The organism is Spirilliplanes yamanashiensis, from assembly GCF_016863475.1.
Taxonomy (GTDB): Bacteria; Actinomycetota; Actinomycetes; order Mycobacteriales; family Micromonosporaceae; genus Spirilliplanes; species Spirilliplanes yamanashiensis.
Window position 1 is genome coordinate 90,977 of record NZ_BOOY01000020.1, and the last position, 23,374, is coordinate 114,350.

At 74.2% G+C, this 23,374-nt stretch carries 23 protein-coding genes; 10 read left to right on the forward strand and 13 right to left on the reverse strand.

What is annotated here, in order from left to right; all coding sequences use genetic code 11:
* The first annotated feature begins 59 nt into the window (after positions 1-59).
* From Sya03_RS14045 to Sya03_RS14060, 4 genes are all read left to right on the forward strand, one after another.
* A complete protein-coding gene (locus Sya03_RS14045) occupies positions 60-713 on the forward strand; it encodes a hypothetical protein (RefSeq protein WP_203938715.1) in 654 nt (217 codons plus the stop codon).
* Positions 714-838: 125 nt separating this feature from the next.
* Positions 839-2,803, forward strand: coding sequence for a Stk1 family PASTA domain-containing Ser/Thr kinase (gene pknB / locus Sya03_RS14050; RefSeq protein WP_203938716.1), 1,965 nt, complete (start codon positions 839-841; stop codon positions 2,801-2,803).
* Complete coding sequence (locus Sya03_RS14055; RefSeq protein WP_203938717.1) at positions 2,794-3,663, forward strand: deoxyribonuclease IV; 870 nt, start codon at positions 2,794-2,796, stop codon at positions 3,661-3,663. Before pknB ends, Sya03_RS14055 begins: the two co-directional genes overlap by 10 nt.
* Positions 3,664-3,764: 101 nt before the next feature.
* Complete coding sequence (locus tag Sya03_RS14060; protein ID WP_203938718.1) at positions 3,765-4,340, forward strand: hypothetical protein; 576 nt, start codon at positions 3,765-3,767, stop codon at positions 4,338-4,340.
* Here Sya03_RS14060 and Sya03_RS14065 read toward each other — a convergent pair.
* From Sya03_RS14065 to Sya03_RS14085, 5 genes are all read right to left on the reverse strand, one after another.
* Positions 4,337-6,964 carry an ATP-binding protein gene (locus Sya03_RS14065; RefSeq protein WP_203938719.1) on the reverse strand — a complete coding sequence of 876 codons (2,628 nt, stop codon included), beginning with the start codon at positions 6,962-6,964 and terminating at the stop codon, positions 4,337-4,339. The genes Sya03_RS14060 and Sya03_RS14065 overlap by 4 nt on opposite strands.
* 152 nt (positions 6,965-7,116) lie before the next feature.
* Positions 7,117-8,109, reverse strand: coding sequence for an aldo/keto reductase (locus Sya03_RS14070; RefSeq protein ID WP_203938720.1), 993 nt, complete (start codon positions 8,107-8,109; stop codon positions 7,117-7,119).
* A gap of 115 nt (positions 8,110-8,224) precedes the next feature.
* A complete protein-coding gene (locus tag Sya03_RS14075; RefSeq protein ID WP_203938721.1) occupies positions 8,225-9,235 on the reverse strand; it encodes a threonine aldolase family protein in 1,011 nt (336 codons plus the stop codon).
* Positions 9,228-10,637, reverse strand: a complete 1,410-nt coding sequence (locus tag Sya03_RS14080) for a class II 3-deoxy-7-phosphoheptulonate synthase (protein ID WP_203938722.1) — start codon at positions 10,635-10,637, stop codon at positions 9,228-9,230. The genes Sya03_RS14075 and Sya03_RS14080 overlap by 8 nt, the downstream gene beginning before the upstream one ends.
* A gap of 300 nt (positions 10,638-10,937) precedes the next feature.
* Positions 10,938-12,437 (reverse strand): glycosyl hydrolase family 18 protein, encoded by a 1,500-nt coding sequence (locus Sya03_RS14085; RefSeq protein WP_203938723.1) that lies wholly within the window; start codon positions 12,435-12,437, stop codon positions 10,938-10,940.
* A 192-nt stretch (positions 12,438-12,629) separates the two neighbouring features.
* On the opposite strand from Sya03_RS14085, the gene Sya03_RS14090 reads away from it, so the two are divergent.
* Together Sya03_RS14090 and Sya03_RS14095 are read left to right on the forward strand one after the other, a co-directional pair.
* Positions 12,630-13,118, forward strand: a complete 489-nt coding sequence (locus Sya03_RS14090; RefSeq protein WP_203938724.1) for a glutathione peroxidase — start codon at positions 12,630-12,632, stop codon at positions 13,116-13,118.
* A gap of 5 nt (positions 13,119-13,123) precedes the next feature.
* Entirely contained in the window at positions 13,124-13,795 is a 672-nt protein-coding gene (locus Sya03_RS14095; protein ID WP_239107481.1) for a DUF429 domain-containing protein, read from the forward strand.
* Here the strand turns inward: Sya03_RS14095 and proC are convergent.
* The 5 genes from proC to Sya03_RS14120 form a co-directional block, all read right to left on the reverse strand.
* Entirely contained in the window at positions 13,792-14,604 is an 813-nt protein-coding gene (proC, locus tag Sya03_RS14100) for a pyrroline-5-carboxylate reductase (protein WP_203938725.1), read from the reverse strand. The genes Sya03_RS14095 and proC overlap by 4 nt on opposite strands.
* Positions 14,605-14,659: 55 nt before the next feature.
* Entirely contained in the window at positions 14,660-15,688 is a 1,029-nt protein-coding gene (locus Sya03_RS14105; protein WP_203938726.1) for a 6-phosphofructokinase, read from the reverse strand.
* Positions 15,689-15,835: 147 nt separating this feature from the next.
* Complete coding sequence (locus Sya03_RS14110) at positions 15,836-16,330, reverse strand: pyridoxamine 5'-phosphate oxidase family protein (protein ID WP_203938727.1); 495 nt, start codon at positions 16,328-16,330, stop codon at positions 15,836-15,838.
* Positions 16,331-16,348: 18 nt separating this feature from the next.
* Positions 16,349-16,852 (reverse strand): polyadenylate-specific 3'-exoribonuclease AS, encoded by a 504-nt coding sequence (locus Sya03_RS14115; protein ID WP_203938728.1) that lies wholly within the window; start codon positions 16,850-16,852, stop codon positions 16,349-16,351.
* A 45-nt stretch (positions 16,853-16,897) separates the two neighbouring features.
* Positions 16,898-17,863 carry a phosphotransferase enzyme family protein gene (locus Sya03_RS14120; protein WP_239107483.1) on the reverse strand — a complete coding sequence of 322 codons (966 nt, stop codon included), beginning with the start codon at positions 17,861-17,863 and terminating at the stop codon, positions 16,898-16,900.
* 234 nt (positions 17,864-18,097) lie between these two features.
* Here Sya03_RS14120 and Sya03_RS14125 point away from each other — a divergent pair, with 234 nt between their 5' ends.
* Positions 18,098-18,790, forward strand: coding sequence for a Crp/Fnr family transcriptional regulator (locus Sya03_RS14125; protein ID WP_203938729.1), 693 nt, complete (start codon positions 18,098-18,100; stop codon positions 18,788-18,790).
* On the opposite strand, the gene Sya03_RS14130 is transcribed toward Sya03_RS14125, so the two are convergent.
* Complete coding sequence (locus tag Sya03_RS14130; RefSeq protein WP_203938730.1) at positions 18,787-19,404, reverse strand: maleylpyruvate isomerase family mycothiol-dependent enzyme; 618 nt, start codon at positions 19,402-19,404, stop codon at positions 18,787-18,789. The genes Sya03_RS14125 and Sya03_RS14130 overlap by 4 nt on opposite strands.
* 72 nt (positions 19,405-19,476) lie before the next feature.
* Between Sya03_RS14130 and Sya03_RS14135 the strand changes: the two genes are divergently transcribed.
* Positions 19,477-19,899 carry a MarR family winged helix-turn-helix transcriptional regulator gene (locus tag Sya03_RS14135; RefSeq protein ID WP_203938731.1) on the forward strand — a complete coding sequence of 141 codons (423 nt, stop codon included), beginning with the start codon at positions 19,477-19,479 and terminating at the stop codon, positions 19,897-19,899.
* Here Sya03_RS14135 and Sya03_RS14140 read toward each other — a convergent pair.
* Positions 19,880-20,806 (reverse strand): NAD-dependent epimerase/dehydratase family protein, encoded by a 927-nt coding sequence (locus tag Sya03_RS14140; protein ID WP_203938732.1) that lies wholly within the window; start codon positions 20,804-20,806, stop codon positions 19,880-19,882. The two genes, Sya03_RS14135 and Sya03_RS14140, sit on opposite strands and share 20 nt — an antisense overlap.
* A gap of 100 nt (positions 20,807-20,906) precedes the next feature.
* Between Sya03_RS14140 and Sya03_RS14145 the strand changes: the two genes are divergently transcribed.
* On the forward strand, positions 20,907-21,593 hold the full coding sequence (locus tag Sya03_RS14145; protein WP_203938733.1) for a TetR/AcrR family transcriptional regulator: 687 nt from the start codon (positions 20,907-20,909) through the stop codon (positions 21,591-21,593).
* Here Sya03_RS14145 and Sya03_RS14150 read toward each other — a convergent pair.
* Positions 21,562-22,254, reverse strand: coding sequence for a lysophospholipid acyltransferase family protein (locus tag Sya03_RS14150; RefSeq protein ID WP_203938734.1), 693 nt, complete (start codon positions 22,252-22,254; stop codon positions 21,562-21,564). The genes Sya03_RS14145 and Sya03_RS14150 overlap by 32 nt on opposite strands.
* A gap of 246 nt (positions 22,255-22,500) precedes the next feature.
* On the opposite strand from Sya03_RS14150, the gene Sya03_RS14155 reads away from it, so the two are divergent.
* Positions 22,501-23,325, forward strand: a complete 825-nt coding sequence (locus tag Sya03_RS14155; RefSeq protein WP_203938735.1) for a DUF308 domain-containing protein — start codon at positions 22,501-22,503, stop codon at positions 23,323-23,325.
* Positions 23,326-23,374 lie beyond the last annotated feature (49 nt).

Below are 23,374 nucleotides of genomic sequence, written 5' to 3' on the forward strand. Positions count from 1 at the left end.
GTCCCGGCCGCCTACCAGCGGCCCTGACCTGCCCCCAACGAATCCGAGAGGTGTCTTCGATGAGCTTCCTGCGGTCAGCAGGACGGGAGGTGGCCGGCGCCTGGCGCTCCCTGCGGTACGACATGCGGCAGCGGCCGGGCCAGGCGGACTCCCCCGCCGACGGCTACCCGGACGTCACCTCGGCCGGCCTGAGCACGTTCGGCGGCGGGGTCGCGGACGAGGAGTACGGCCCCCGGCCGCGCCGGCTCGTCGCGGCGTCGGCGTTCGCGATGCTGGCCCTGACCGGCGCGGCCGGCAGCTACCTGGCCGTGGTGAACGGCCTGGGCGAGCTGGCCGCCGGCCGGGCCGCGCAGGCGCACGCCCCGGAGCCGCTGCCGCTGATGGCGGAGCCGTCGGCGCTGCCGCCGAGCCGGCCGGCCGCCCGGGTGCCCGCCCGCCGGACCACCGCGCCCGTGGCCGCGGAGCGCCCGGCGCAGCGCGAGGAGGCCCCGCGCCCCGGCCGGACGACCGCGCGTCCCGCGCTGACGCTGGCGCCGCCGGTGCCGACGCCGTGCCGGTGCACGTACCCGCCGGTGCCGACGCCCGCGTCGGAGTCGCCGTCGCCGTCGGAGTCGCTGTCGCCCAGCCCGTCGCCGACCCCGGACGCGACGGAGAGCGCCACCCCGTCGGCGAGCGAGACTCCTCGCGACCCGCGGGAGTCGAAGGGTTACTGACGGTCGAATGTGCCCGGCGCCACCGCCCGTGGCGCCGGGTATGACCCGAACGGTCCGTACCCGAGCCGTGAACGCTGTGGCATCCTGAGCTGTCGCCGACCCGAGGACTAATAGACTTCACGCCGATGGACACGACTGTTGCCGACCCGCTGCTGGGCGCCCTCATCGATGGGCGCTACCGCGTGCGTGGGCGCGTGGCCCGCGGCGGCATGGCCACGGTCTACACCGCGCTCGACGAACGCCTCGAACGCACCGTCGCGCTGAAGATCATCCACGCGAACCAGGCGACGAACGTGCACTTCCTCGACCGGTTCGCCGACGAGGCCAAGACCATCGCCCGGCTCACCCACCCGAACGTGGTCGCCGTCTACGACACCGGCATCCACGAGGGCCTGCCCTACCTGGTGATGGAGTACGTGCAGGGCCGCACCCTGCGCGAGCTGCTCAGCCAGCGGCGCCGGTTCCAGCCCGTCGAGGCCCTGGCGATCCTCGACCAGATGCTCGCCGCGATCGCCGCCGCGCACCGCGCCGGCCTGGTGCACCGCGACGTCAAGCCGGAGAACGTGCTGGTCGCCCAGGCGCCCAGCGGCGGCCCCGGCAACCTGCAGGACTCCGTCGTCAAGGTCGCCGACTTCGGCCTGGCCCGCGCCGTCGAGGCCAGCACGGACGGCGGCACCGGCCAGCTCATGGCGACCGTCGCGTACGTGGCGCCCGAGCTGGTCACCGACGGGCACTCCGACGCCCGCACCGACGTCTACTCGGCCGGCATCGTCCTGTTCGAGATGCTCACCGGCCGGGTGCCGTTCGACGGCGACCAGCCGGTCGAGGTGGCCTGGCAGCACGTCGACAACGACGTGCCGAAGCCCAGCTCGATCGTCCCCGGCCTGCCGCCGGTGCTGGACGAGCTGGTCGCCCGCGCCACCCGGCGCGATCCGGGCGCCCGCCCCACCGACGCGGGCGCGCTGCTCGGCGAGGTGCAGGTGGTCCGCGACGACCTCGGCGCCGCCAACGTGGAGACCGCCGTCTACCGGCAGGTCGGCCGCCCGGCCGCCGCCGACCAGACCGCCGTCGTGCCGGCCGTGCCCGCCGACGCCACCCGCGCGCTCGACCCGGCCCGCCCGGGCTGGGCCCGGCTGCCCGGCCAGCCCGACCGCGCCCGCACCGGCCCCGGCCGGCGGCGCCACGGCGGCACCGCCGGCCTGGACGAGACCCCGGCCGACAACCGGATGCGGATCATCGCGCTGGTCGCGGCCGCCCTCGCGGTGCTCGTCGTGGCCGTCGGCGCCTGGTACCTGGGCGTCGGCCGCTACACCGACGCGCCGCGCCTGGTGAACCTGACCAAGGCGGAGGCCGAGCAGCAGGCGCAGACCGCGGGCGTGGTGTTCGCCTACGGCGAGCCGCAGTACAGCGACACCGTGCCCGTCGACGTCGTGCTCAGCCAGGACCCGCCGCCCGACGAGCGCATGCTCGACGGCGACACGGTCACCCTCGTGCTCAGCCTCGGCGCCGAGCGCCACGCCGTGCCCGACCTGGCCGGCCTCGACCTCGACGCGGCCAAGGCGCAGCTCGAGGTCGAGAAGCTGGTGCTGAAGAAGGGCGGCGAGAAGTTCAGCGACAGCGTCGCCAAGGGTTCGATCATCTCGTTCAAGCCGGAGGCCGGCACCGAGCTGAAGTCCGGCGAGACCGTCACCGTCGTGGTCAGCAAGGGCCGCGCGCCGATCACCGTGCCGAACTTCGTCGGCAAGAACATCAACGACGCCCGCAACGAGGCCGGCCAGCTGGGGCTCACCGCCGCCGAGATCTACAAGGACAGCGACCAGCCCGCCGGGCAGGTCATCGGGCAGAGCCTGAAGGAGGGCTCCAGCGCGGAGAAGGGCGCCGAGGTCAAGCTCGAGGTCAGCAAGGGCCCGCCGCAGCTGGTCGTGCCGCGGGTGCTGGGCGCGCCGTGCCAGCAGGCGAAGGGCCAGCTGGAGGGCATGGGCCTGCGGGTGCGCGTCGACTTCAACCCGAACGGCACCGTGCAGGGCCAGCAGCCGGGCGAGAACACCCCGGTGGCGCCGCAGACCGAGGTCGCGATCCAGTGCTTCTGACCCGCCCGGTCGGCTCGCACACCAGGACGTCCGGCGGGCTCGCGAAGGCGGGGCTGCCGTACGCCGACGCCGCGGGCGCCGAGGTCGTGCAGATCTACGTGTCGAACTCGCGCGGCTGGGCGCTGCCGCCCGGCGACCCGCAGCAGGACGCCCTGTTCCGCGACGGGCTCGCCGAGCGCGGCGTCCCGTCGTACATCCACGCCTCGCTGCTGGTGAACCTGGGCTCGCCGACGTCGCTGACGGTGGAGAAGTCGGTGCAGACGCTGGAGCACGCGCTGCGCCGCGGCCGGGCCATCGGCGCCACCGCGGTGGTGTTCCACGCGGGCAGCGCCGTCGACCCGGCCCACGACGACAAGGCGCTGCACCAGGTCCGCGAGGCGCTGCTGCCGCTGCTCGACACCGCGTTCGCGGAGGGCCTGCCGCGGCTGCTGGTCGAGCCGAGCGCGGGCGGCGGGCGCAGCCTGGCGTCGACGATGCAGGACCTCGGCCCGTACCTGGACGCGGTGGAGCGCCACCCCTGGCTGGGGGTCTGCTTCGACACCTGCCACGCGTGGGCGGCCGGGCACGACCTGGCGGCGCCCGGCGGCATGGCGGCCACCCTGGACGCCCTGGTCGCCACGGTCGGTCCGGGCCGGCTGCAGCTGGTGCACGCCAACGACTCGAAGGACCCGTGCGGCTCCACCCGCGACCGGCACGAGACGATCGGCAAGGGCACGATCGGCACGGCCGCGTTCGCCGAGCTGATGCGGCACCCCGCCACCGCGGGCATCCCGGTGGTCGTGGAGACCCCCAGCGACGACGCCGCCACCGGCCATGCGACGGACATCACCCTCCTGAAGGACCTGCGCGCCGCCGGCTGACGTCGAGGCGGCGCGGCCGGCTCCGTCCACGCGGTGACACCTGACCCGACAGGAGACGCCATGCCCGCTACCTGCGCCCGCGCCACCGGTGCGGGGGCGACGTGAGGCCGGACGACCTGCACGACGACGAGAACTGGACGGGCGGGTTCTACGAGCTGTCCCTGACGCTCGAACCCGCCGGCGACGACCTACTCGACCGCGCCGTGCGGGCGCTGTGGCGCGCCGCCGGCGTGGAGGGCTGCCTTGCCCGGCGGCCGGACGGGACGTTCGCGGCCGTCGAGCCGGGCGCCGCCGCCCTGCACGCGCACGGCCACCTGCGCGGACGGGTCACGCTGCCCGCCGGTGACCGCGTCGTGTGCGGCGGTTTCGTGTCCCGGTTCGACGGCGCCGACCACCTGGAGCTGTACCTGCCGCTCGGCGCGCTGGCCCGGGTCGACCGCCGCATCGGCGGGTTCCCGTTCGACGAGCGCAGCGGCGCCGAGTCGCTCGACTGGCGCGCGCCGATCGACCGCTGGCTGGCCGCGGTGGCCGCCGTGGTCCACGCGGAGGTGCCGATCCGGCACGGCCTGGTCGGCTTCGAGATCGACGAGGTGGACGACCTCGGCGAGGTGCCGCCGTACACCGCCGTGCTCGTGCCGTCCGGGGCGGGCCTGGACCACCGCCCCGCGTACGGCTAGCGCGGCTGGCGGCGGCGCGCGCCGCGCAACTCCCGGGACACGGCGCTGAGCAGCTCGTGGGCGGTCACCGGCTTGTTCAGCAGCACGGTGCCGCCGGGCAGGGTGCTGCGGGCGGCCAGGATCGTCTCCGCGTAGCCCGACATGTACAGCACCCGCAGGTCCGGCCGGTCGGCGTGCAGCGCGGCGGCGAGGTCGGGGCCGTGCATGTCGGGCATGACGACGTCGGTGAGCAGCAGGTCGATGTCGGCGTGCTCGCGGGCCAGGGTGCGGGCCTCGGCGGCCCGGGACGCCGACAGCACCGTGTACCCGCCGCTGCGGAGGATGCGCTCGGTGAGGGCGCGCAGGCTCTCGTCGTCCTCGACGAGCAGGATGGTCTGGCCGGCGCCGGGCTCGGGCGGGGCCGCGGCGGCGCCGGCCGCGTCGGCGGTCTCCTCGGTGACGGGCAGCAGCACCCCGACGGTGGTGCCGTGGCCGAGTTCGGAGTAGATCTGGGCGTGCCCGCCGAGCTGCGTGACGATGCCGTAGATGGTGGCCAAGCCCAGGCCGGTGCCCTGCCCCACCGGCTTGGTGGTGAAGAACGGCTCGAACGCGCGCTCCAGCGTCTCCCGGCTCATGCCGGCGCCGGTGTCGCTGACCCGCAGCCGCACGTAGCGGCCGGGGCGGGCGCCCGGGTGCTGGGCGGCGTAGTGGTCGTCGACGGCGACCACGTCGGTGTCGATGGTCAGGGCGCCGCCCTGCGGCATGGCGTCGCGGGCGTTGACGGCGAGGTTGACCAGGATCTGTTCCAGGCGGCCCACGTCGCCCTTGACCAGCGCGGGGTCGCCGGTGAGGTTGGTGCGCAGCGCGATGTCCTCGCCGAGGGTGCGGCGCAGCAGCCGCTCCACGTCGGTGACGACCGCGTTGACGTCGACCACCCGCAATTCGACGACGGAGTCGGCGCGGGCGAACGCGAGCAGCTGGCGGGTCAGCCCGGCGGCGCGGTCGCCCGCGGCCACGATCTCCAGCAGGTCGGCACGCAGGCGGCGCCACTCCGGCTCGTCCGGGGCCAGCTCCTCGACGTCGGTGGCGCACATGCCGGCGTAGCCGTTGATGATGCCGAGCAGGTTGTTGAAGTCGTGGGCGATGCCGCCGGCGAGCTGGCCGAGGCTCTCCAGCCGCTCGGACTGGCGCAGCCGCCGCTGGAGCTGTTCGCGCTCGGTGACGTCGTCGACGACCGCGCAGCGCACCGTCCGCCCGGCGAACACGGTGACGTGGCTGGTCAGCTCGACGTCGGTGACGGTGCCGTCGCGGCGCAGGTGCCGCATCCGGCGGCCGCGGTCGACCACGCCGGCGCCCGCCATCGCCTGGGTGACGGCGGCGGCGTCGTCGGCGGGGCACAGGTCCGGCACGGTGAGCGCGAGCAGCGCCTCCCGGCCGCGGCCGAAGTACGCGACGGCGGCGTCGTTCACGGCGACCAGGCGCAGCGTGTCCGGCTCGAACAGGTAGATGGGGTTCGGGCTGGTGTCGAACATCTGCCGGTAGTTGCGCTCGTGCTCGCGGGCGGCCTCCTCGGCCTGGCGGCGCTCGGCCAGCTCCCGGTCGACGGCGGCGAGCAGGCCGGCGAACTCGGCGCCCAGCGCCCGCACCTCCCGCGGCCCGGCCACGGTGACCTCGGCGTCGAGGTCGCCGGTGTCGGCGGCGCGGTGCACGGCGGCGCGCAGCCGGCCGATGGGGCGGGTGATGCGCCGGTACACCAGCAGCGTGGCGAGCAGCCCGGCCGCGAGGCCGATCGCGGCGATGAACGCCTGCCAGCCGGCCGACCGGCGTTCGGCGGCGAGCGCCGCGGAGCGGTCGGCGCCCGCGTACACGATCCAGCCGGCGCCAGGGACGGTGGCCTGCCCGTAGACGCGCGGCACGCCGGTCACGTCGGTGCCGTCACCGCCCGGGCCGGGCGCGGCGAACGCGCTGGGGCGCAGCGGCAGCCCGGACCACCGGACGGGGTCGGGCCAGCGGGTCAGGATGCTGGACCCGTCCGGGCCGAGCACGAGGAACTCCAGGTCGCGGGCGCCGCCGTAGGCCTGGCCCGCGTTCCGGCCGAACTCGGCCAGGTCGACCATGGCGATCACCGAGCCGAGCCCGGGCAGCGGCGCGCTGATCAGCACCGCGGGGCGGCCCGTGCGGGGGTCGGGCACGGGGCCGGTGACCTGCGGCTCGCGGTTCGCGGCGGCCAGCCACCCCGCGCCGCGGTACGTGCGGGCCTCCGCCGCGTCCCGCAGGGGCCGCGACGAGCAGGCGACGGTCCCGTCCGGCCGCAGCAGGTCGAGGTGCCCGGCGTCGGACGAGCCGAGGTTGAACGACAGCCGGCACGCCGTCGGGTCGGTGTACACCTCGGCCGCGCCCGGCGCGCTCGCCAGCGAGCCGACCGTGGCCTGCACGGTGGTGACGCCCTCGCCCATCTGCTGCGCCGCCTTGCCGGCGGCGAACCGCGCGTCGGCGCGGGCCGCCGCCAGGCCGTCGGTGCGGGCGCGTTCCCAGCCGAACCAGATCGCGCCCGCCGCGGTCAGCACGAACAGGGCGGTCAGGCCCATGAGGTACGCCCGCAGCGGCGCGCCCACCCCCGCTGTGGTCCGGTTCTTCGGCCGCATCGCGCCTCGATTCGCCGGCCCGGCCGGTCGTGCCGCCGGGAGGATGACGGACGCCAGCGACGCTACCGGCGGCCCGCGCGCGGCGGTCCCGGATCGGCCAAACCGCTCCCGACCCGGCGGCCCCGCCCGGGCCCGGCCCGGCGGCCGCCCGGTCAGCCCGGGTTGCGGGCGCTCGCGGTGAGCAGGTCGTGCGGGTACGGCAGCTTCTGGTCGCTGGCCGCGGTGAGCCGCTCGGCGAGGGCCGGGTCGAGGTCCCAGTCCGTGGCGGCGAGGTTCGCGTCGAGCTGCTCCAGGTTGCGCGCGCCGATGATCGGGGCGGTCACCCCGTCGCGCTGCAGCAGCCAGTTCAGCGCCACCTGCGCCGGCGGGCGGCCCGCCTCGCCCGCCACCGCGTGCAGCGCGTCGAGGACCGTCCAGGTGCGCTCGGTGGCGTACTCGGCCCAGCGCTCCCCCCAGCCCTCGGCCTCGGCGGCGTCGATGCGGGTGCCGGCCGGGGCGGAGGTCATGTCGCGGGTGTACTTGCCGGTCAGCCAGCCGCCGCGCAGCGGGCTCCACGGCAGCACCCCGAGGCCGTTCTCCCGGGCCAGCGGCAGCAGCTCCCACTCGGTCTCGCGGTCGAGCAGGTTGTACAGCGGCTGCAGCGACACGAACGGCTCGCGGGCGCAGGCCAGCGCCTGCTGGATGCGCCAGGCCGCCCAGTTGCTGACTCCGATGTGCCGCACCTTGCCGCTGGTCACCAGGTCGTCGAGGGTCCGCATGACCTGCGCGACGTCGGTGGCGGCGTCCCAGCCGTGGATCTGGTAGAGGTCGATGTGGTCGGTGCCGAGCCGGCGCAGGCTGGCCTCGGCCGCGGCGACGACGTGCTTGCGCCCCAGGCCCTCGCGGTTGCCGCCGGGACCCCAGCGCACCTTGGTGGCCACGACCACGTCGTCGCGGTCGCGGCCGCGCAACCAGCGGCCGAGGATCCGCTCGCTCTCCCCCGCCGAGTACGCGTCGGCGGTGTCGATGAACGTGCCGCCCGCGTCGGCGAAGCGGTCGAGCAGCTGGAAGCTCAGCTTCTCGTCGGCCTCCCGGCCGAACGTCATGGCGCCGAGGCACAGCTCGCTGACGGCCAGCCCGGACCGGCCCAGGAATCGGTATCGCATACCTGCGACCCTACGACCGGCGCGGCCCGTTCCTATGATCCACTTCGATGCCGGAATTCCGCACCGATGCCTGGGAGACGCTGCTCGACCTGTCGCCTGGCGGCCGCCGTGCGGGTCAGCCCTTCAGCAGCGTCGTGAGCACATCGATCGCGTGGTCGGCGCCGGCGTCGTCGACGTCGAGGTGGGTGACGAGGCGGCCGGTGCGCGGGCCGAGGACCGAGATCAGCACGCCGTGCTCGCGGGCCGCCGCGCCCAGCGCCGGGGCGTCCGGCAGGCGCAGCGGGACGATGTTGGTGCGCACCGCGGCCGCCGTGGTGACGCCGAACGGCTCCAGCGCCCCGGCGAGGCGGCGGGCGCGGGCGTGGTCGTCGGCGAGGCGGGCGACGTGGTGGTCGAGGGCGTGCAGGCCGGCGGCGGCGAGGATGCCGGACTGGCGCATGCCGCCGCCCATCCGCTTGCGGATGTCCCGGCCCCGGGCGACGTGCTCGGCGCCGCCCACGAGCAGCGAGCCGACGGGCGCGCCGAGGCCCTTGGACAGCGAGACCATCAGGGTGTCGAACAGCCGGCCGTAGTCGGCGGGCGCGACGCCGTCGGCGACGTGGGCGTGCCAGATGCGGGCGCCGTCGCAGTGCAGGGCGACGCCCGCGGTGTCGGCGACGGCGCGCAGCGCCCGCAGCGTGTCCAGCGCGATGACGGCGCCGCCGCCGCGGTTGTGGGTCTGCTCGACGGCGATCGCCCGGGTCGCGACGGCGTGGTAGCCGCCGGGGCGGATCATCGCCTCGATCGCGGCGACGTCGAGGTCGGCGCCGACGGCGGGCCAGGTGCGGGTGGAGATGCCGCCGTACGCCGCCGCGGCCGCCAGCTCGTACGTGACGACGTGCGCGTCGGCGTCAGTGAGCAGCTCGCCGCCGGGCGGGACGAGCAGCTGCAGGGCGATCTGGTTGGCCATCGACCCGGTCGGGGTGAACAGGGCCGCCTCGTGGCCGAACAGCGCGGCGACCCGCGCCTCGAGCGCGTTGACGGTGGGGTCCTCGCCGTACACGTCGTCGCCGACCTCGGCGGCCGCCATGGCCGCCCGCATCGCCGCGGTGGGCCGGGTGACGGTGTCGCTGCGCAGGTCAACCACGCAGCATCTCCGCGACGAGGAAGGCCAGTTCGAGCGACTGCTGGGTGTTCAGGCGCGGGTCGCACGCCGTCTCGTACCGGTCGGGCAGGTCGAGGTCGGCGATGCCCTGCGCGCCGCCCAGGCACTCGGTGACGTCCTCGCCGGTCAGCTCGACGTGGATGCCGCCCGGGTGGGTGCCGAGGCCGCGGTGCACCTCGAAGTAGCCGAGCACCTCGTCGACGATGCGGTCGAAGTGGCGGGTCTTGTAGCCGTTGGACGACTCGTGGGTGTTGCCGTGCATGGGGTCGCACTGCCAGACGACCTTGGCGCCGGCGGCGGTGACCTTCTCCACCAGGGCGGGCAGCACGTCGCGGACCTTGCCGTTGCCCATCCGGCTGATCAGGGTCAGCTTGCCGGGGACGTTGTCCGGGTTGAGCTTCTCGCACAGCTCGACGGCCTGCTCGGGGGCGGTGCCGGGGCCGAGCTTGACGCCGATCGGGTTGGCGATGCGGCTGATGAAGTCGATGTGCGCGCCATCGATCTGCCGGGTGCGCTCGCCGATCCACAGGAAGTGCCCGCTCAGCCCGTACGCGCGGCCGCCGGACACGCGGGTGAGCGCCCGGTCGTACTCCAGCGCCAGCGCCTCGTGCGAGCAGTACAGGTTGACGGTGCGCAGCGCGTCGTTGTCGGTCATCCCGCAGGCGCGGATGAACTCCAGCGTGCGGTCGATCTCGCGGGCGATCGCCTCGTAGCGCTCGCCGGCCGGCGACTGCTTGACGAAGTCCTTGTTCCAGTCGTGCAGGCCGTGCAGGTCGGCCAGGCCGCCGGACAGGTACGCGCGCAGCATGTTCATGGCGGCGGCCGAGTTGGCGTACGCGCGGATCATGCGCTGCGGGTCGGCGACGCGGGCGGCCTCGGTGGCCTCCAGCGAGTTGATCAGGTCACCGCGGTAGGCGGGCAGGCCCAGCGCGTCGGTCGCGGCGGAGCGCGGCTTGGTGTACTGCCCGGCGACCCGGGCCACCTTGACGACCGGCAGCGACGCGCCGTAGGTCAGCACGACCGCCATCTGCAGCAGGGTGCGCGCGTTGGCGAGCAGGTGGCTCTCGGTGTTGTCGGCGAACGTCTCGGCGCAGTCGCCGCCCTGCAGCAGGAACGCCTTGCCCTCGCACACCAGGGCCAGCCGGTGGCGCAGCTCGTCGACCTCGTACGGGGCGACGATCGACGGCACGTTGTCGAGGACCTGGCAGACCTCGGCGACCTCGGCCGGGTCGGCCCACGGCGGCGTCTGCGCCCGCGGCAGCTCGCGCCAGCGGTCGAGGCCGAGCGCCTCGTCCTCGGCGGAGCCGGCGGTGGTGGGGCGGCTGGTCTGCAGCGCGACGCTGCCGACCGCGGGATGACTCAGCTGGTGCCACTCCGAGCGCATGACGACAAGCGTACGGCCGGGCCGGGCAGGGTCGATCAACCGGGTTCCGTCGTACCCACCCGGTAGGAACAGCGCCATGACGCCACCGGCCGCCCGGCCGCGGGGCTGGCCGCCCAGACCGGGCAGGCCCTGGCGAATGTGGGCGTCGCGCTGGCCGCGGCGGGCGCCTCGTTCGCCGACGTCGCCCGCGCCACGATCTCGGCCCGGCTGGGCCCGGTCGAGATCGGGGTCTCCGCGGTCGTGGCCTGGACGCACGAAAACGGGGAGCCGGTCGCCCGGCTCCCCGTTCCCGAGGGGTTGTTACTTGAGGCCGTTGCTGATCGCGGTGATCAGCTCGCCGTTGCTGGTGTCACCGGAGAACTCCCAGAAGAACGCGCCGCCCAGGCCCTGCTGCTTGGCGTAGTTCATCTTGCTGCCGATGGTGGCCGGGGTGTCGTAGCTCCACCAGTTGCTGCCGCACTTGGCGTAGGCGGTGCCGTTGGTGGTGCCGGTGGCCGGGCAGGTGTTCTTGAGGACCTTGTAGTCCTCGATGCCGGGCTCGTAGGTGCCCTGGGCCGCACCGGAAGCGGTGCCGCCCGGCGCGGTCTGGCTGACGCCGGTCCAGCCGCGGCCGTAGAAGCCGATGCCGAGCAGGATGTCCTTGGCCGCGATGCCCTGCGACTTCAGCTTCTGGATCGCCGCGTCGGAGTTGAAGCCGGCCTGCGGCAGCGCCGGGGTGTTGTTCAGCGGCGAGTGCGGAGCCGTCGGGCCCTGCGCGTTGAAGGCGCCGAAGTAGTCGTACGTCATCGGGAAGATCTTGTTCATCTTCGCGTCGCGGAACGCCTGGCCGTACTTGGTGGCGTCCATCTTGCCGCCGTTGGAGCCGTCGGCGGTGATGGCGGCCGTCAGCAGCGCGTTCGGGCCGAACTTGGCGCGCAGCGCCTTCATCACGTTGCCGAACGCGTCCGGGCCGCTCGAGTCGCAGCCGAGACCACAGGCGTTCGGGTACTCCCAGTCGACGTCGATGCCGTCGAACACGTCGGCCCAGCGCGGGTCCTCGACCATGTTGTAGCAGGACTCGGCGAACGCGGCCGGGTTCTGCGCGGCCTGGGTGAAGCCGCCGGACCAGGTCCAGCCGCCGACCGAGAAGATGACCTTCAGGTGCGGGTACTTCTTCTTCAGCTTGCGGAGCTGGTTGAACGAGCCGCGCAGCGCGCCGGTGTCCCAGGTGTCGGCGACACCGTCGACGGACTCGGCCGCGGAGTAGGCGCGGTCGTAGTCGGCGTACGTGTCACCGAGGGCGCAGCGGCCGCCGGCGCTGTTGCTGAACGCGTACAGGATGTGCGTGATCTTCGACGCCGAGCCGGAGGTGTCGATGTTCTTCACGTGGTAGTTGCGGCCGTAGACGCCCCACTGCGCGAAGTAGCCCACGACCCACTTGTCGGTCACCGGCGGGTTCGTCGTCGGGTTCGTGGTCGGCGTCGTGGTGGGCGTCGTCGTCGGCGTCGTGGTCGGCGTCGTCGTCGGCGTCGTGGTGGACGGCGTGGTCGGGGTGGTGGTGCCGCCGCAGGCTACGGCGTTGCGCCACACGCCCCACTGGTCACTGTTGGTCGGCACCTCGTTCTGCGTCCACCACTGGGCGGTGTAGTTCTTGTTCTGGTACGACGCGACGTTGCCTTTGGTGTAGACCGTGGAGGCGTTCCAGGCCGGCGCGCAGGCTTCGGCGGCGGAGGCGTTGAACAGCGGCACGACGGCGGCGGAGGCCGCGAGGATCGCGACGCCCGCGCCGGCGAGGATGCCGCGGCGGAGGGATTTCTTCAAGGGTGTCTCCTCGAACCAACAGTTAGGAAACTTTCCAGAAGGAAGGCTGAAGAGACCGTAGTCACATCAATGAACGGGCGTCAAGAAGCAGACCGCGGAATTAACAGCGGCCTTAACTAACAGCTGGTACGGACAACGACCCGCCATCGGTTCACCACGCGCCGTAGTGATGCGCGGCGTAGTCTTCGCGGCATGACCATCTTCGACGCCGACATCGACGCCCTGGGCGGCGGCAGCGCGAACCTTGCCTCTTTGCGGGGCAAGGCTGTCCTGATCGTGAACGTCGCGTCCCGTTGCGGGCTCACCCCGCAGTACGCCGGCCTGCAGAAACTCGCCGACACGTACGCGGACCGCGGGCTGGTCGTGCTGGGCGTGCCGTGCAACCAGTTCGCCGGTCAGGAACCGGGCACGGCGGCCGACATCGAAGAGTTCTGCCAGGTCAACTACGGCGTCACTTTCCCGCTCACGGAGAAGGTGGACGTCAATGGCGCGGAACGGCACCCGATCTACACCGAATTGGCCGCAACCGCCGACGACACCGGCTACTCCGGTGATATCCGGTGGAACTTCGAGAAGTTCGTGATCGCCCCGGACGGCACCGTTTCGGCCCGATTCGCGCCGCAGACCGCGCCCGACGACCCCGGCCTCGTGGCGGCGGTCGAGCAGGCGCTCCCCCGCTGACGGCCGTGCGCGTCATCGGGGTCGACGCGTACCCGCTCGGCTGGGTCGCGGTGGAGCTGCGCGACGGCGCGTTCCTGCGCGCCATGCTCGCGTCGTCACTCTACGAGGTGGTCACCGCCAGCTCGGGGGCCACCGTCATCGGCGTGGACATCCCGCTGGGCATGCTGCCCGACCGCTGGCGGGCCGCCGACACGCTCGCGGCCGACACGCTCGGGCCGCGCCGCAGCAGCGTCTTCCGGGTGCCGCCGCGCCCGGTGTGGGAGCAGACCGACTTCGCCCGCGCCAACCGGCTGTGCCGCGAGATCACCGGGCAGGGGCTCAGCCGGCAGTCGTGGGCGCTGCGCCCGAAGCTGCTGGAGGCCAACACCATCTGGGAGCGGCACCCGGGCCTGCTGTTCGAGGCGCACCCCGAGGTGTCGTTCCGGGCCATGGCGGGCGCCCCGCTGGCGTACCCGAAGAAGTCGTGGGCCGGGCACGTCAAGCGGCGCGGGCTGCTCGCCCGGCAGGGCATCGTCGTGCCCGACGAGATCGGCCCCGCCGGCCAGGCGCCGCCCGACGACGTGCTCGACGCGGCCGCGGTGGCGTGGACGGCGCACCGGGTGGCGACCAAGGCGGCCGCCAGCCACCCGGACCCGCCGGAGCAGGCCGCGGCCGGCCCCGTGGCGATCTGGTACTAGAGGTTCTGGGCGGCCAGCTCGCGCGCGCGGTCGCGGGCGGCCTCCAGGGCCGCCAGCAGCGCCGCCCGCACGCCGTGATTCTCCAGCTCGCGGATCGCCGAGATCGTCGTGCCGGCGGGCGACGTGACCGCCTCGCGCAGCTTCACCGGGTGCTCGCCCGAGTCGCGCAGCATCACCGCCGAGCCGATCGCGGTCTGCACGATCAGGTCGTGGGCGACCTGGCGCGGCAGGCCCAGCAGGATGCCGGCGTCGATCATCGCCTCGACCAGCAGGTAGAAGTACGCCGGGCCCGAGCCGGACAGCGCGGTCACCGCGTCCTGCTGGCTCTCCGGCACCCGGACGGTGCGCCCGAGCGGCGTGAACATCTCCTCGGCGAGCGCCAGGTGCTCGCCGGTGGCGTGCGCGCCCGCCGAGATCGCCGACATCGCCTGGTCGACCAGCGCCGGCGTGTTCGTCATGACCCGGATGACCGGGGTGCCCTCCGACAGCCGGCGGGCGAAGAACTCGGTGGGCAGGCCCGCGCACAGCGAGATGACCAGTTTGTCGGCCGGGATCTTCGACCCGACCTCGTCCAGCAGCGAGCCGGCGTCCTGCGGCTTCACCGCGATGGCCAGCACGTCGGCCTCCGCCGCGGCCGTCGCGTTGTCGACGACGCGCACGCCGTAGCGGGTCGCCAGCTCCTCCGCCCGGGCGGGGCGGCGGGCCGTCGCCAGCAGCTTGTCCGCGGGCCAGCCGGCCCGCAGCAGCCCGGAGAGCACCAGCTCGCCGATCTTGCCCGCGCCGATCACGGCGACGGTGTGCTTGCTCATGACGCTCCCACGAGAAAGGGTGGGCGGGCCGCCCGGGGGCGGCCCGCCCGTGGCCTCAGCTGCCGAAGAAGACCTCGGCCTCGTCGTAGCGCTCGACCGGGACGGTCTTGAGCTCGCCGGTGCCGTCGATGAGCGGGACGCGCACGATGTCGGTGCCGCGCAGCGCCATCATCTTGCCGAAGTCGCCCTCGTGGACGGCGTCGATGGCCTGCAGGCCGAAGCGGGTGGCCAGCACGCGGTCGAACGCGGTCGGCGTGCCGCCGCGCTGGATGTGACCCAGGACGACCGTGCGGGCCTCCTTGCCGGTCTTCTGCTCCAGCTGCTCGGCGAGCCACTGGCCGATGCCGCCGAGGCGGACGTGGCCGAACGCGTCGAGCTCCTGGTTGTGCAGCACCATCTGGCCCTCGAGCGGCTGCGCGCCCTCGGCGACGACCACGATGGGGGCGTACTCGTACTCGAAGCGCTTGGTCACGTAGTTGGCGACCTGCTCGACGTCGAACTGCCGCTCGGGCAGCAGGATCACGTTCGCGCCACCGGCGAGGCCGGCGTGCAGGGCGATCCAGCCGGCGTGCCGGCCCATGACCTCGACGACCAGCGTGCGGTGGTGCGACTCGGCGGTGGTGTGCAGCCGGTCGATGGCCTCCATCGCGATGTTGACCGCGGTGTCGAAGCCGAACGTGAAGTCGGTGGCGTTGAGGTCGTTGTCGATCGTCTTCGGCACGCCGACGACGTTGACGCCCAGGTCGTTGAGCTTGGTGGCGACGCCGAGGGTGTCCTCGCCGCCGATCGCCACGAGCGCGTCGACGCCCTGCTCGGCCAGGTTGGCCTTGATCTTCTCGACGCCGCCGTCGATCTTGAACGGGTTGGTCCGCGAGGAGCCCAGGATGGTGCCGCCGCGCGGCAGGATGCCGCGCACCTCCGGGATGCCCAGCGGCTTGGTCAGGCCCTCCAGCGGACCCTTCCAGCCGTCGCGGAAACCGACGAACTCGTGACCGTAGGTGGCGACGCCCTTACGGACGACCGCCCGGATCACCGCGTTCAGGCCGGGGCAGTCGCCGCCGCCGGTGAGCACGCCGATGCGCATAGTTGCTCGTCCTCCCATGTACGGATCGCGGATAGCCCTGCGAGCCCCAGGGGTGGTCGGTCGGCACCGTTGCCGGCCCGGGGCGGGCCGCAACTGCGCACTGTAGTCGTCCTCGCCGGGGCGGCAAAGCCTGACCCCTGGGGCGTCTCAGAGGCTGACCTCTTCATTCTCCCCCGCGTCCGGTGGGCGCTTCGTGACGGCCGCCTTCGCGTAACCCAGCAGCTCCACGACGCGGCTGGAGTGCGCCGACTCCCAGTACTCGGCCGAGTTGGCGTGCACCTTCAGCAGGGTCACCCCGGGCGTGTCGAGCCCGTCGGGGAACCACGCCTTGAGGAGCGGGCTCCACAGCTGCTCGGCCTTGGCCCGGTCGCTCACCTGCTCGGCGGTGCCGCTGATCGACACCCAGGAGGTCTTCGTGCTGAACGACACGTTCACCTCCGGGTGCAGCCGGATCTCGGCCGCCTTGTCGGAGTCGGCGTAGCAGAAGAACCACAGGTCGCCGTCGAACTCGGCCTCCTGCAGCGCCATCGGGCGGCTCACGTGCCGGCCGTCGGCGGTCATCGTGGTCAGCATGCACAACCGGGCGTCGCGGACCAGCTCGGTCACCTTGTCACGGCGGTCTGCCGTCGTCGTCTCGCTCATCCCGGCGGAATGCCCCGCTCACCGGCGCGGAAACTGCTCCATGGCGTTCCACCGCGCCAGGTTGTGCCGTGCGTCGACCAGCGCGTCGTGCCGGCCGGACGCGTCGGGCAGCGCCGGGCGCCCGAGGTCGTCCCAGCGCTGACGCAGGTCCTTGGTGAAGCGCGGGATCTCGCGCGGCAGCGCCGGCATGGCGCCCCACAGCTGGGCCAGCGCGACGTGGTCGTACGCCGCGTACCAGGCCCACAGCTCCATCGACTCGCCCGGGCGGCCGGCGACGGGCTCGCGGAGGAAGGCGTGCAGCTCGTCCCGGATGCGCTCGCGGGAGCGCCAGGCCGGGTCGGCCGGGGACGGCAGCTTGTCGAGGACGTGGCGGCGGACCCACGGGTTGGCGCGGCTGTCGTCGAACTCGGTGGAGACCGCGTAAAACTCGCGGCCGTACTCGTCGACGACGCCGATCGAGACGAGGTCGATGAGACGCCCGTCCTCGATGAACTCGCAGTCGTAGAAGTATCGGTAGACCATCGGGGCCCATCCTCGCCTACCGGCCCGGCGGGCGGCGCGCCGGGCTCAGCAGGGCGTCTCGAGGGCCTCGCGGGCGGCGTCCAGGTGGGCGCGGTCGGTGTCCGGCTCGGGCTCAGTGACGCGGGCCTGGCGCGGCACGGCCGCGGGGGCCGCGTCGGGTAGCGCGCCGGGCGCCCCGCCGGGCGCCGCCCCGATCGCCAGCCGGCGGGCGTGCCAGTCTGCCTGCACCGCCCACCGGAAGCGCAGCAGCACCGGCAGCGCCGCCTCCACCTCGTCGCGGCCCACCGGCCCGGCCGACACGTACGCGTCGATCAGGTCGCCGGCCGCGCCCGGCCCGCCCGCGTACGCCACCGCGGCGGCCAGGTCGTAGACCAGCGGGCCGGTGCCGCACGGGCCCCAGTCGACGATGCCGGTGCGGCCGGTGCGGCCGTCCACGACGAACGCCTCGGGCGCCGGGTCGCCGTGCAGCACCCCGTAGGTCAGCTGGTCGGCGACGGTGAGCCGGGTCAGCGCCGCCACCGCGTCGGCGACGGCGGGCCGCAGCCACGGCTCGACGGTCAGGTGCGCGGCGTCCGGGTGCAGCCAGTGCCAGCGCTGCAGGCCCCGGTGGGTGAACCCGGTCAGCGCGGCGTGCGCGGCGGCGAGCCGCTCGCCCCACCACCGCTGGTCGACCGGGTCGCGGCCGTCGAGCAGGTCGCCGGGGACGCGCCGGACCAGCCCGAGCGTGCCGTCCGGGGCGGCCGCCGTGAGCGAGCCGCCGAGGGTGCGCACCGGCTCGCCGATCGTGAAGCCGGCATCGTGCAGGTGCTGCGCGGCGGCGAGCCCGGCCTCGAACGGCTGCCGGGCGACGTCGTCGACGAGCCGGACGACGTACAGCCCGGAGTCGTCGCGCACCGCCCAGGCCCGTGACATCCAGCCCGCCGGCATCTCGACCACGGCGCTGGGGCGCAGGTGCCAGTGCCGGCGCAGGGAGGCGCGGATCGCATCGAGGCGCGGGTCGTCCGGTTGCACCCGCTGATTATCACCCACCGATATGCCGCTTCGATGCCCGTGTGTGCGTCATGTGTGCGTCGGCCGTACGCCGCGCGTGTCAGGTGCGTGACCCGGAAGCACCTGCCACTTGTACCGAGCGCTACGGAAGAACATGATCGGGGGTGGCGCGCGGTCCCCGCCGCGGGATGGCGCGGGCCCCGCGCTTCGTGCTACTAGTGATCGTTCGCGTCACGATCCGGGGAGGACAGTCACGTGGAGGTTCGGCTGCCGGATCCCAACGACCCGCTCAGCGGGGTCGAGATGTTCGCGGGCCTGGAGCCCGACGTGCGCCAGCGGGTGGCGGCGGCCGCGGTGCCGCGCACGTACCGCAAGGGACAGTTGCTGTTCGTCGAGCACGACCCGGGCGAGTCGCTGATCGTGCTGCGCCGCGGGGCCGTCGCGGTCTTCCGCACCGCCCCGACGGGCGAGCGCGCCGTGCTGCACGTGGTCCGCCCGCCCGACGTGCTGGGCGAGGTGTCCCTGCTGGACGCGTCCACCCGGTCGGCGTCGGCGGAGGCCATCGAGGACACCGCGGCGCTGGCGCTGTCGCGCGGCGCGTTCATGGAGCTGGTCCACTCCAACCCGCGCATCCTCGACGCGGTGATGCGCTCGCTGGGCGGCCTGATCCGCCGGCTGACCGAGCAGAACGCCGACCACGTCTTCCTCGACCTGCCGGGCCGGGTGGCCAAGACGCTGGTGCGCCTCGCCGGCGAGAGCCACGCGCCGATGATCACGATCGAGCTGAACCAGAGCCAGCTGGCCGAGATGGCGGGCGGGTCGCGGCAGAGCGTCAACCAGGCCATCGGGTCGTTCGCGAGCCGCGGGTGGCTGCGCACCGAGGGCCGCCGCATCGTGGTGACCGACGTGGCGGCCCTGCGCCGGCGCGCCGGCATGGCCGACCGCTAGCGCAGCGCGGCGACCCCCGGGCCGCGAAGCTGCGCGACGGCGGCGGACCGGCCGGTCACGAGCAGCAGCAGCGCGCCCATGGGTCCCTCGACGGTCCGGCCGTCGCCGACCGTCCACTCGTGATCGGTGGCGACCAGCCGCAGCCCGGCGAGCCGCCGCCGGGCGAAGAACGGGAAGCTGCGCGTGTACGCGCGGGTGGCGGCGACGGCGGCCGCGGCGGGCGGCACCGGCCGGGTGATGCCGAGCGGCAGCGCCATGTCCTGGCCGTGCACGATCACGTCGAGCATCGGCTCGACGGGGGTGACGCCGGGCGCGAGGCGGCGCGAGCCGATCATGGCGGTGAGCAGCTCGCCGTACGCGCCGACGGGCAGCCGCGCCTGGCGGATAGCGGTGTCGCGGATCATCCGGTCGAACGAGCCGCGGGCCCGGGCCAGCTCGCGCAGGGCGGGGCCCCAGCCGAGGTGGGCGAGGGTGAGGTGGGCGGCGACGTCGCGCACCCGCCAGCCGGCGCACAGCGAGGGCGCCTCCCACTGCTCGGCGGACAGGGCGCCGAGGAAGGCGGCCGTCTGCGCCCGCTGCTCGTCGATGACGCGCCAGATCTCGTCGTGGTGCATGGAACACCCCCATTTTGGTACGATCCTCTGACTAAATATGGTCAGAGAGACTGACGAAGTCAAGGGGTGCGGATGAACATCGGCCTGCTCTGTTTCATCACCCACCGGGCGATGGAGACGCGCGTGATGGCCGCCCTGGCCGCGGCCGGGTTCGACGACCTCACGCTGGCCCAGGGCCGGGTGGCGGCGCGCATCTCCCCCGGCGGCACGCGGCTCACCGCCCTGGCCGAGCAGGCCCAGGTCACCAAGCAGACCGCCGGGTTCCTGGTCGACCAGCTGGAGCGGGCCGGCTACGTCCGCCGCGAGCCCGATCCCGCCGACGCCCGCGCCCGGCTGGTGCGGATGGCGCCCCGGGGCGAGGCGGCGGTGGCGGTGGCCCGGGCGGCGGAGGCCGAGGTGGAGAAGGAGTGGACCGGCCACCTCGGCCCGGGCGAGATCGAACGGCTGCGCGCGGCGCTGGAGAGCCTGCGCGAGCTCACCGACCCCTACCGCTGACGGCCGGCGCGGAGCCGGCGAGCTCGCGCAGCACGTCGTCCAGGGCGGTCGGGGTCAGCCCGAAGGTCCTGGTCACGGCGGAGCTGTCGAGGACGAACGGCGCCCAGAACTGGTAGTCCATCTCGACCAGCTCGCGCGCCATCGGCACGACCAGGCCCGCGGCCCGCAGCAGCCCCCGGGGCAGCGTGCGCACCCGCACCGGCGGCAGCCCGCCGACCTCGGCGAACCGGGCGGCCAGCTCGCGCACGGTCACCGGCGGCGGGGACGGCACGTGCCACGCCCGCCCCCAGGCCCGCTCGTCGCGGGCCAGCGCGATGAGCGTGCGGGCCATGTCGCCGGTGTAGGTGAAGCTGTGCGGCACGTCCGGGTCGCCGGGCATCCACGCCGCGCGTCCGCTGCGCATCGCCGGGAACAGCACCATCGAGAAGACGGACGCCGCGCCCACGCCCAGGTAGTCGGAGCCGCGGGCCTCGACCGTGCGCACGCCGCTCGCGAGCGCGTCCTGCCACATCCGGATGCGCACCCGGCCCTTGCGGCCCGTCGCCGCCAGCGGCGTGTCCTCGGTCATCGGGCCGTCGACCGGGCCGTACCCGTAGAGGTTGCCGGTGGTGGCCAGGACGGCGCCGGACGCCCGGGCGGCCGCGACGAGCGCGGCGCTGATCGGCGGCCAGTCGGTGGGCCAGCGCGTGTACGCCGGGTTCACGCAGTTGTAGATCACCTCGGCGCCCCGGGTCAGCGCGGTGAGCCGGGCGGCGTCGGACGCGTCGGCGGCGACGCGCTCGACGAGCGGGTGCTCGGGGCCGCCGCCGCTGCGGGTGATCACCCGGACCGCCTCGCCGGCGCCGGCGAGCTGCCGGGCGACGGCGGTGCCGACGGGCCCGGCGCCGACGATCACGTGCTGGGTCATGACGCTCTCCTTTGCGAGCAGTGCTCTCTGTCGAGAACAACAGTCGCAGGCCACTCCCCGTCCGTCAAGAGCAGTGCTCGCAATCACGTACACTGATCGCATGAGTGCCGCCTCGCTGCGCGCCCGCGTCCGGGCCGAGATGACCGACGAGATCAAGGCCGTCGCCCGCCGGCACCTCGCCGCCGACGGCGCGAACCTGTCGCTGCGCGCCGTCGCCCGCGACCTGGGCATGGCGTCGTCCGCGGTCTACCGGTACGTGGCGAGCCGCGACGACCTGCTCACGTGGCTGATCATCGACGCCTACGACGCAGTCGGCGCCGCCGCCGAGGCGGCCGAGGCGGCCGTCGACCGGGCGGATTTCACCGGCCGCTGGCTGGCCACCTGTCATGCCGTGCGCGAGTGGGCCCTGGCCAACCCGCACGAGTACGCCCTCATCTACGGCAGCCCCGTGCCCGGCTACCGCGCGCCCGCGGACACCGTCGCGCCCGCCACCCGGGTGGGCCGGCTGATGGGCCGGATCCTCGCCGACGCCCGGCCCGACCCGGGCGAGCCGGTCGAGGGGCCGCTGGCCGCCGAGCTGGACGCCGTCGCCGCCGAGGTCGCCCCCGGCGTGAGCGCCGCCGCCATGGGGCGCGGCATGGCCGCCTGGATCCACCTGTTCGGGGCGGTCAGCTTCGAGCTGTTCGGTCAGCTCGCCAACGCCGTCGACGAGCGGCGCGCGTTCTTCGACCTGCAGATGCGCGGCGCCGCCGCCGTCATGGGGCTGGCGCGGGCGCCGGGGTCTTGAGCGACTGGGCGTACACGTCGACGTACTCGCGCCCGCACAGCTCGCGGATCTCGTACATGATCTCGTCGGTGATCGCGCGCTCGACCAGCCGGTCGCCGAGGCCGCCCGCGTGCCGGTCGAAGCGCAGCGGCGCGCCGATCCGGATGCGCACCCGCTCGCGGGGCCGCGGCAGCCGCTGCCCCGGCGGCTGGATCCGGTCGAGGTTGAGCATGCCGACGGGGAGCACCGGGGCGCCGCTGGTCAGCGCGAGCCGGGCCACCCCGGTCTTGCCGCGGTAGAGCCGCCCGTCGGGCGAGCGGGTGCCCTCCGGGTAGATGCCCGCCAGCCCGCCGCCGGCCAGGATGCCGAGCTGGGTGTCGAGCGCCGCCTGGGCGGCCGCGCCGCCGGAGCGGTCGAGCGGGATCGTGCCGGTGCCCGCGAAGAACATCTTCATCAACCGGCCCTTGATCCCCTTGCCGGTGAAGTACTCGGCCTTGGCGACGAACGTGATCCGCCGCGGCAGGACCAGCGGCAGGAAGATCGAGTCGACGAACGACAGGTGGTTCGCGGCGAGGATGGCCGGGCCGGTGGCCGGCACGTGGCCCAGGCCCTCGACCTCGGGCCGGAACAGGGCCCTGAGCAGGGGTCCGAGGACGACGTGCTTCAACAACCAGTACAGCACCGGCGTCCCTTCCCGCTCCCGACCGTGCCCGCGCGGCCGGCACGCGGCGGCGCTGTCGCCCGATGAGCCTACGGACGGCGAGCGGCGCGCCACAACGCACTCCCGCAACCGGCATCCGACGTGTCACCATTCAAGGCACGGTTCGCCAGGCCACACCCCCCGGCCCACAGGTTCGGGGCAGACCGGCCGATAGGGCGTACCGGCAGGGCGATGGGGCGCGGGCGGCGCCGGCGAGGAGTGTGCACGGTGTCTGCGGGTGGCGCCCGGCGCGGGCGACGGGACAACGGGCTCCACGCAGCGGACTACGCGGCGGCCGGAGACGTCGACCCGCGGGTCGGCGAGCATCTGCTCGACGTGCTGGCCGCGGGCGGCATCGCGGCGTACCTGCAACCCTCGGCCGACCTGAACCCGCTGCTGCGCACCACCACCTTCCCGCCCCGGCCGACCGACCGGCTGTTCGTCGACAGCACCCACCTCGACGTCGCCCGCGACCACCTCGACAAGCTCAGCGACGAGGCCGCCACGACCGCGCCGCGCCAGCCGCACCCGGCCGGCCACGAGCGGCCGCAGAGCGACGTCGACGCCGAGTGGGCGCGCATCGTGGCCGGCTTCCACACCACCGTCGACCCGGCGACCACGCCGTGGCCGGACGCCGAGGGCGTGCCCGACCGCCCCGCCCCGGCCGGGCCCGAGGCCGAGCAGCCGCCGGGCCTGCAGTCGGCCGTCGAGTTCACCCGCATCGACCCGCACAACCGCCGCCGCACCGACCCGCCGTCGCTGCTCGACGCGCTCGACACGTTCGGCGCGGACCTGCCCGACGGCGACGACGACGGCTACACCCCGCCGCCGCCTCCCCCGCTGCCGAAACTGTCCAAGTTCACCGTCGCGGCGGTGCTGGCGATCATGGCGGGCTTCCTGCTGTTCCTGTTCCCCGGCGTGCTGCCGGTCGGCACGGATTTCGCGATGCTGCTCGGCTTCGCGGGCGTGCTGGGCGGCGCGGTCACGCTGGTCTGGCGGCTGCGCAGCGGCGACGAGGACGACGAGAACCCGGACGACGGCGCCGTCGTCTGATTGATCGACACCATTGTCACCCAAGGTGATGAGCCCATAGCCTGACGTA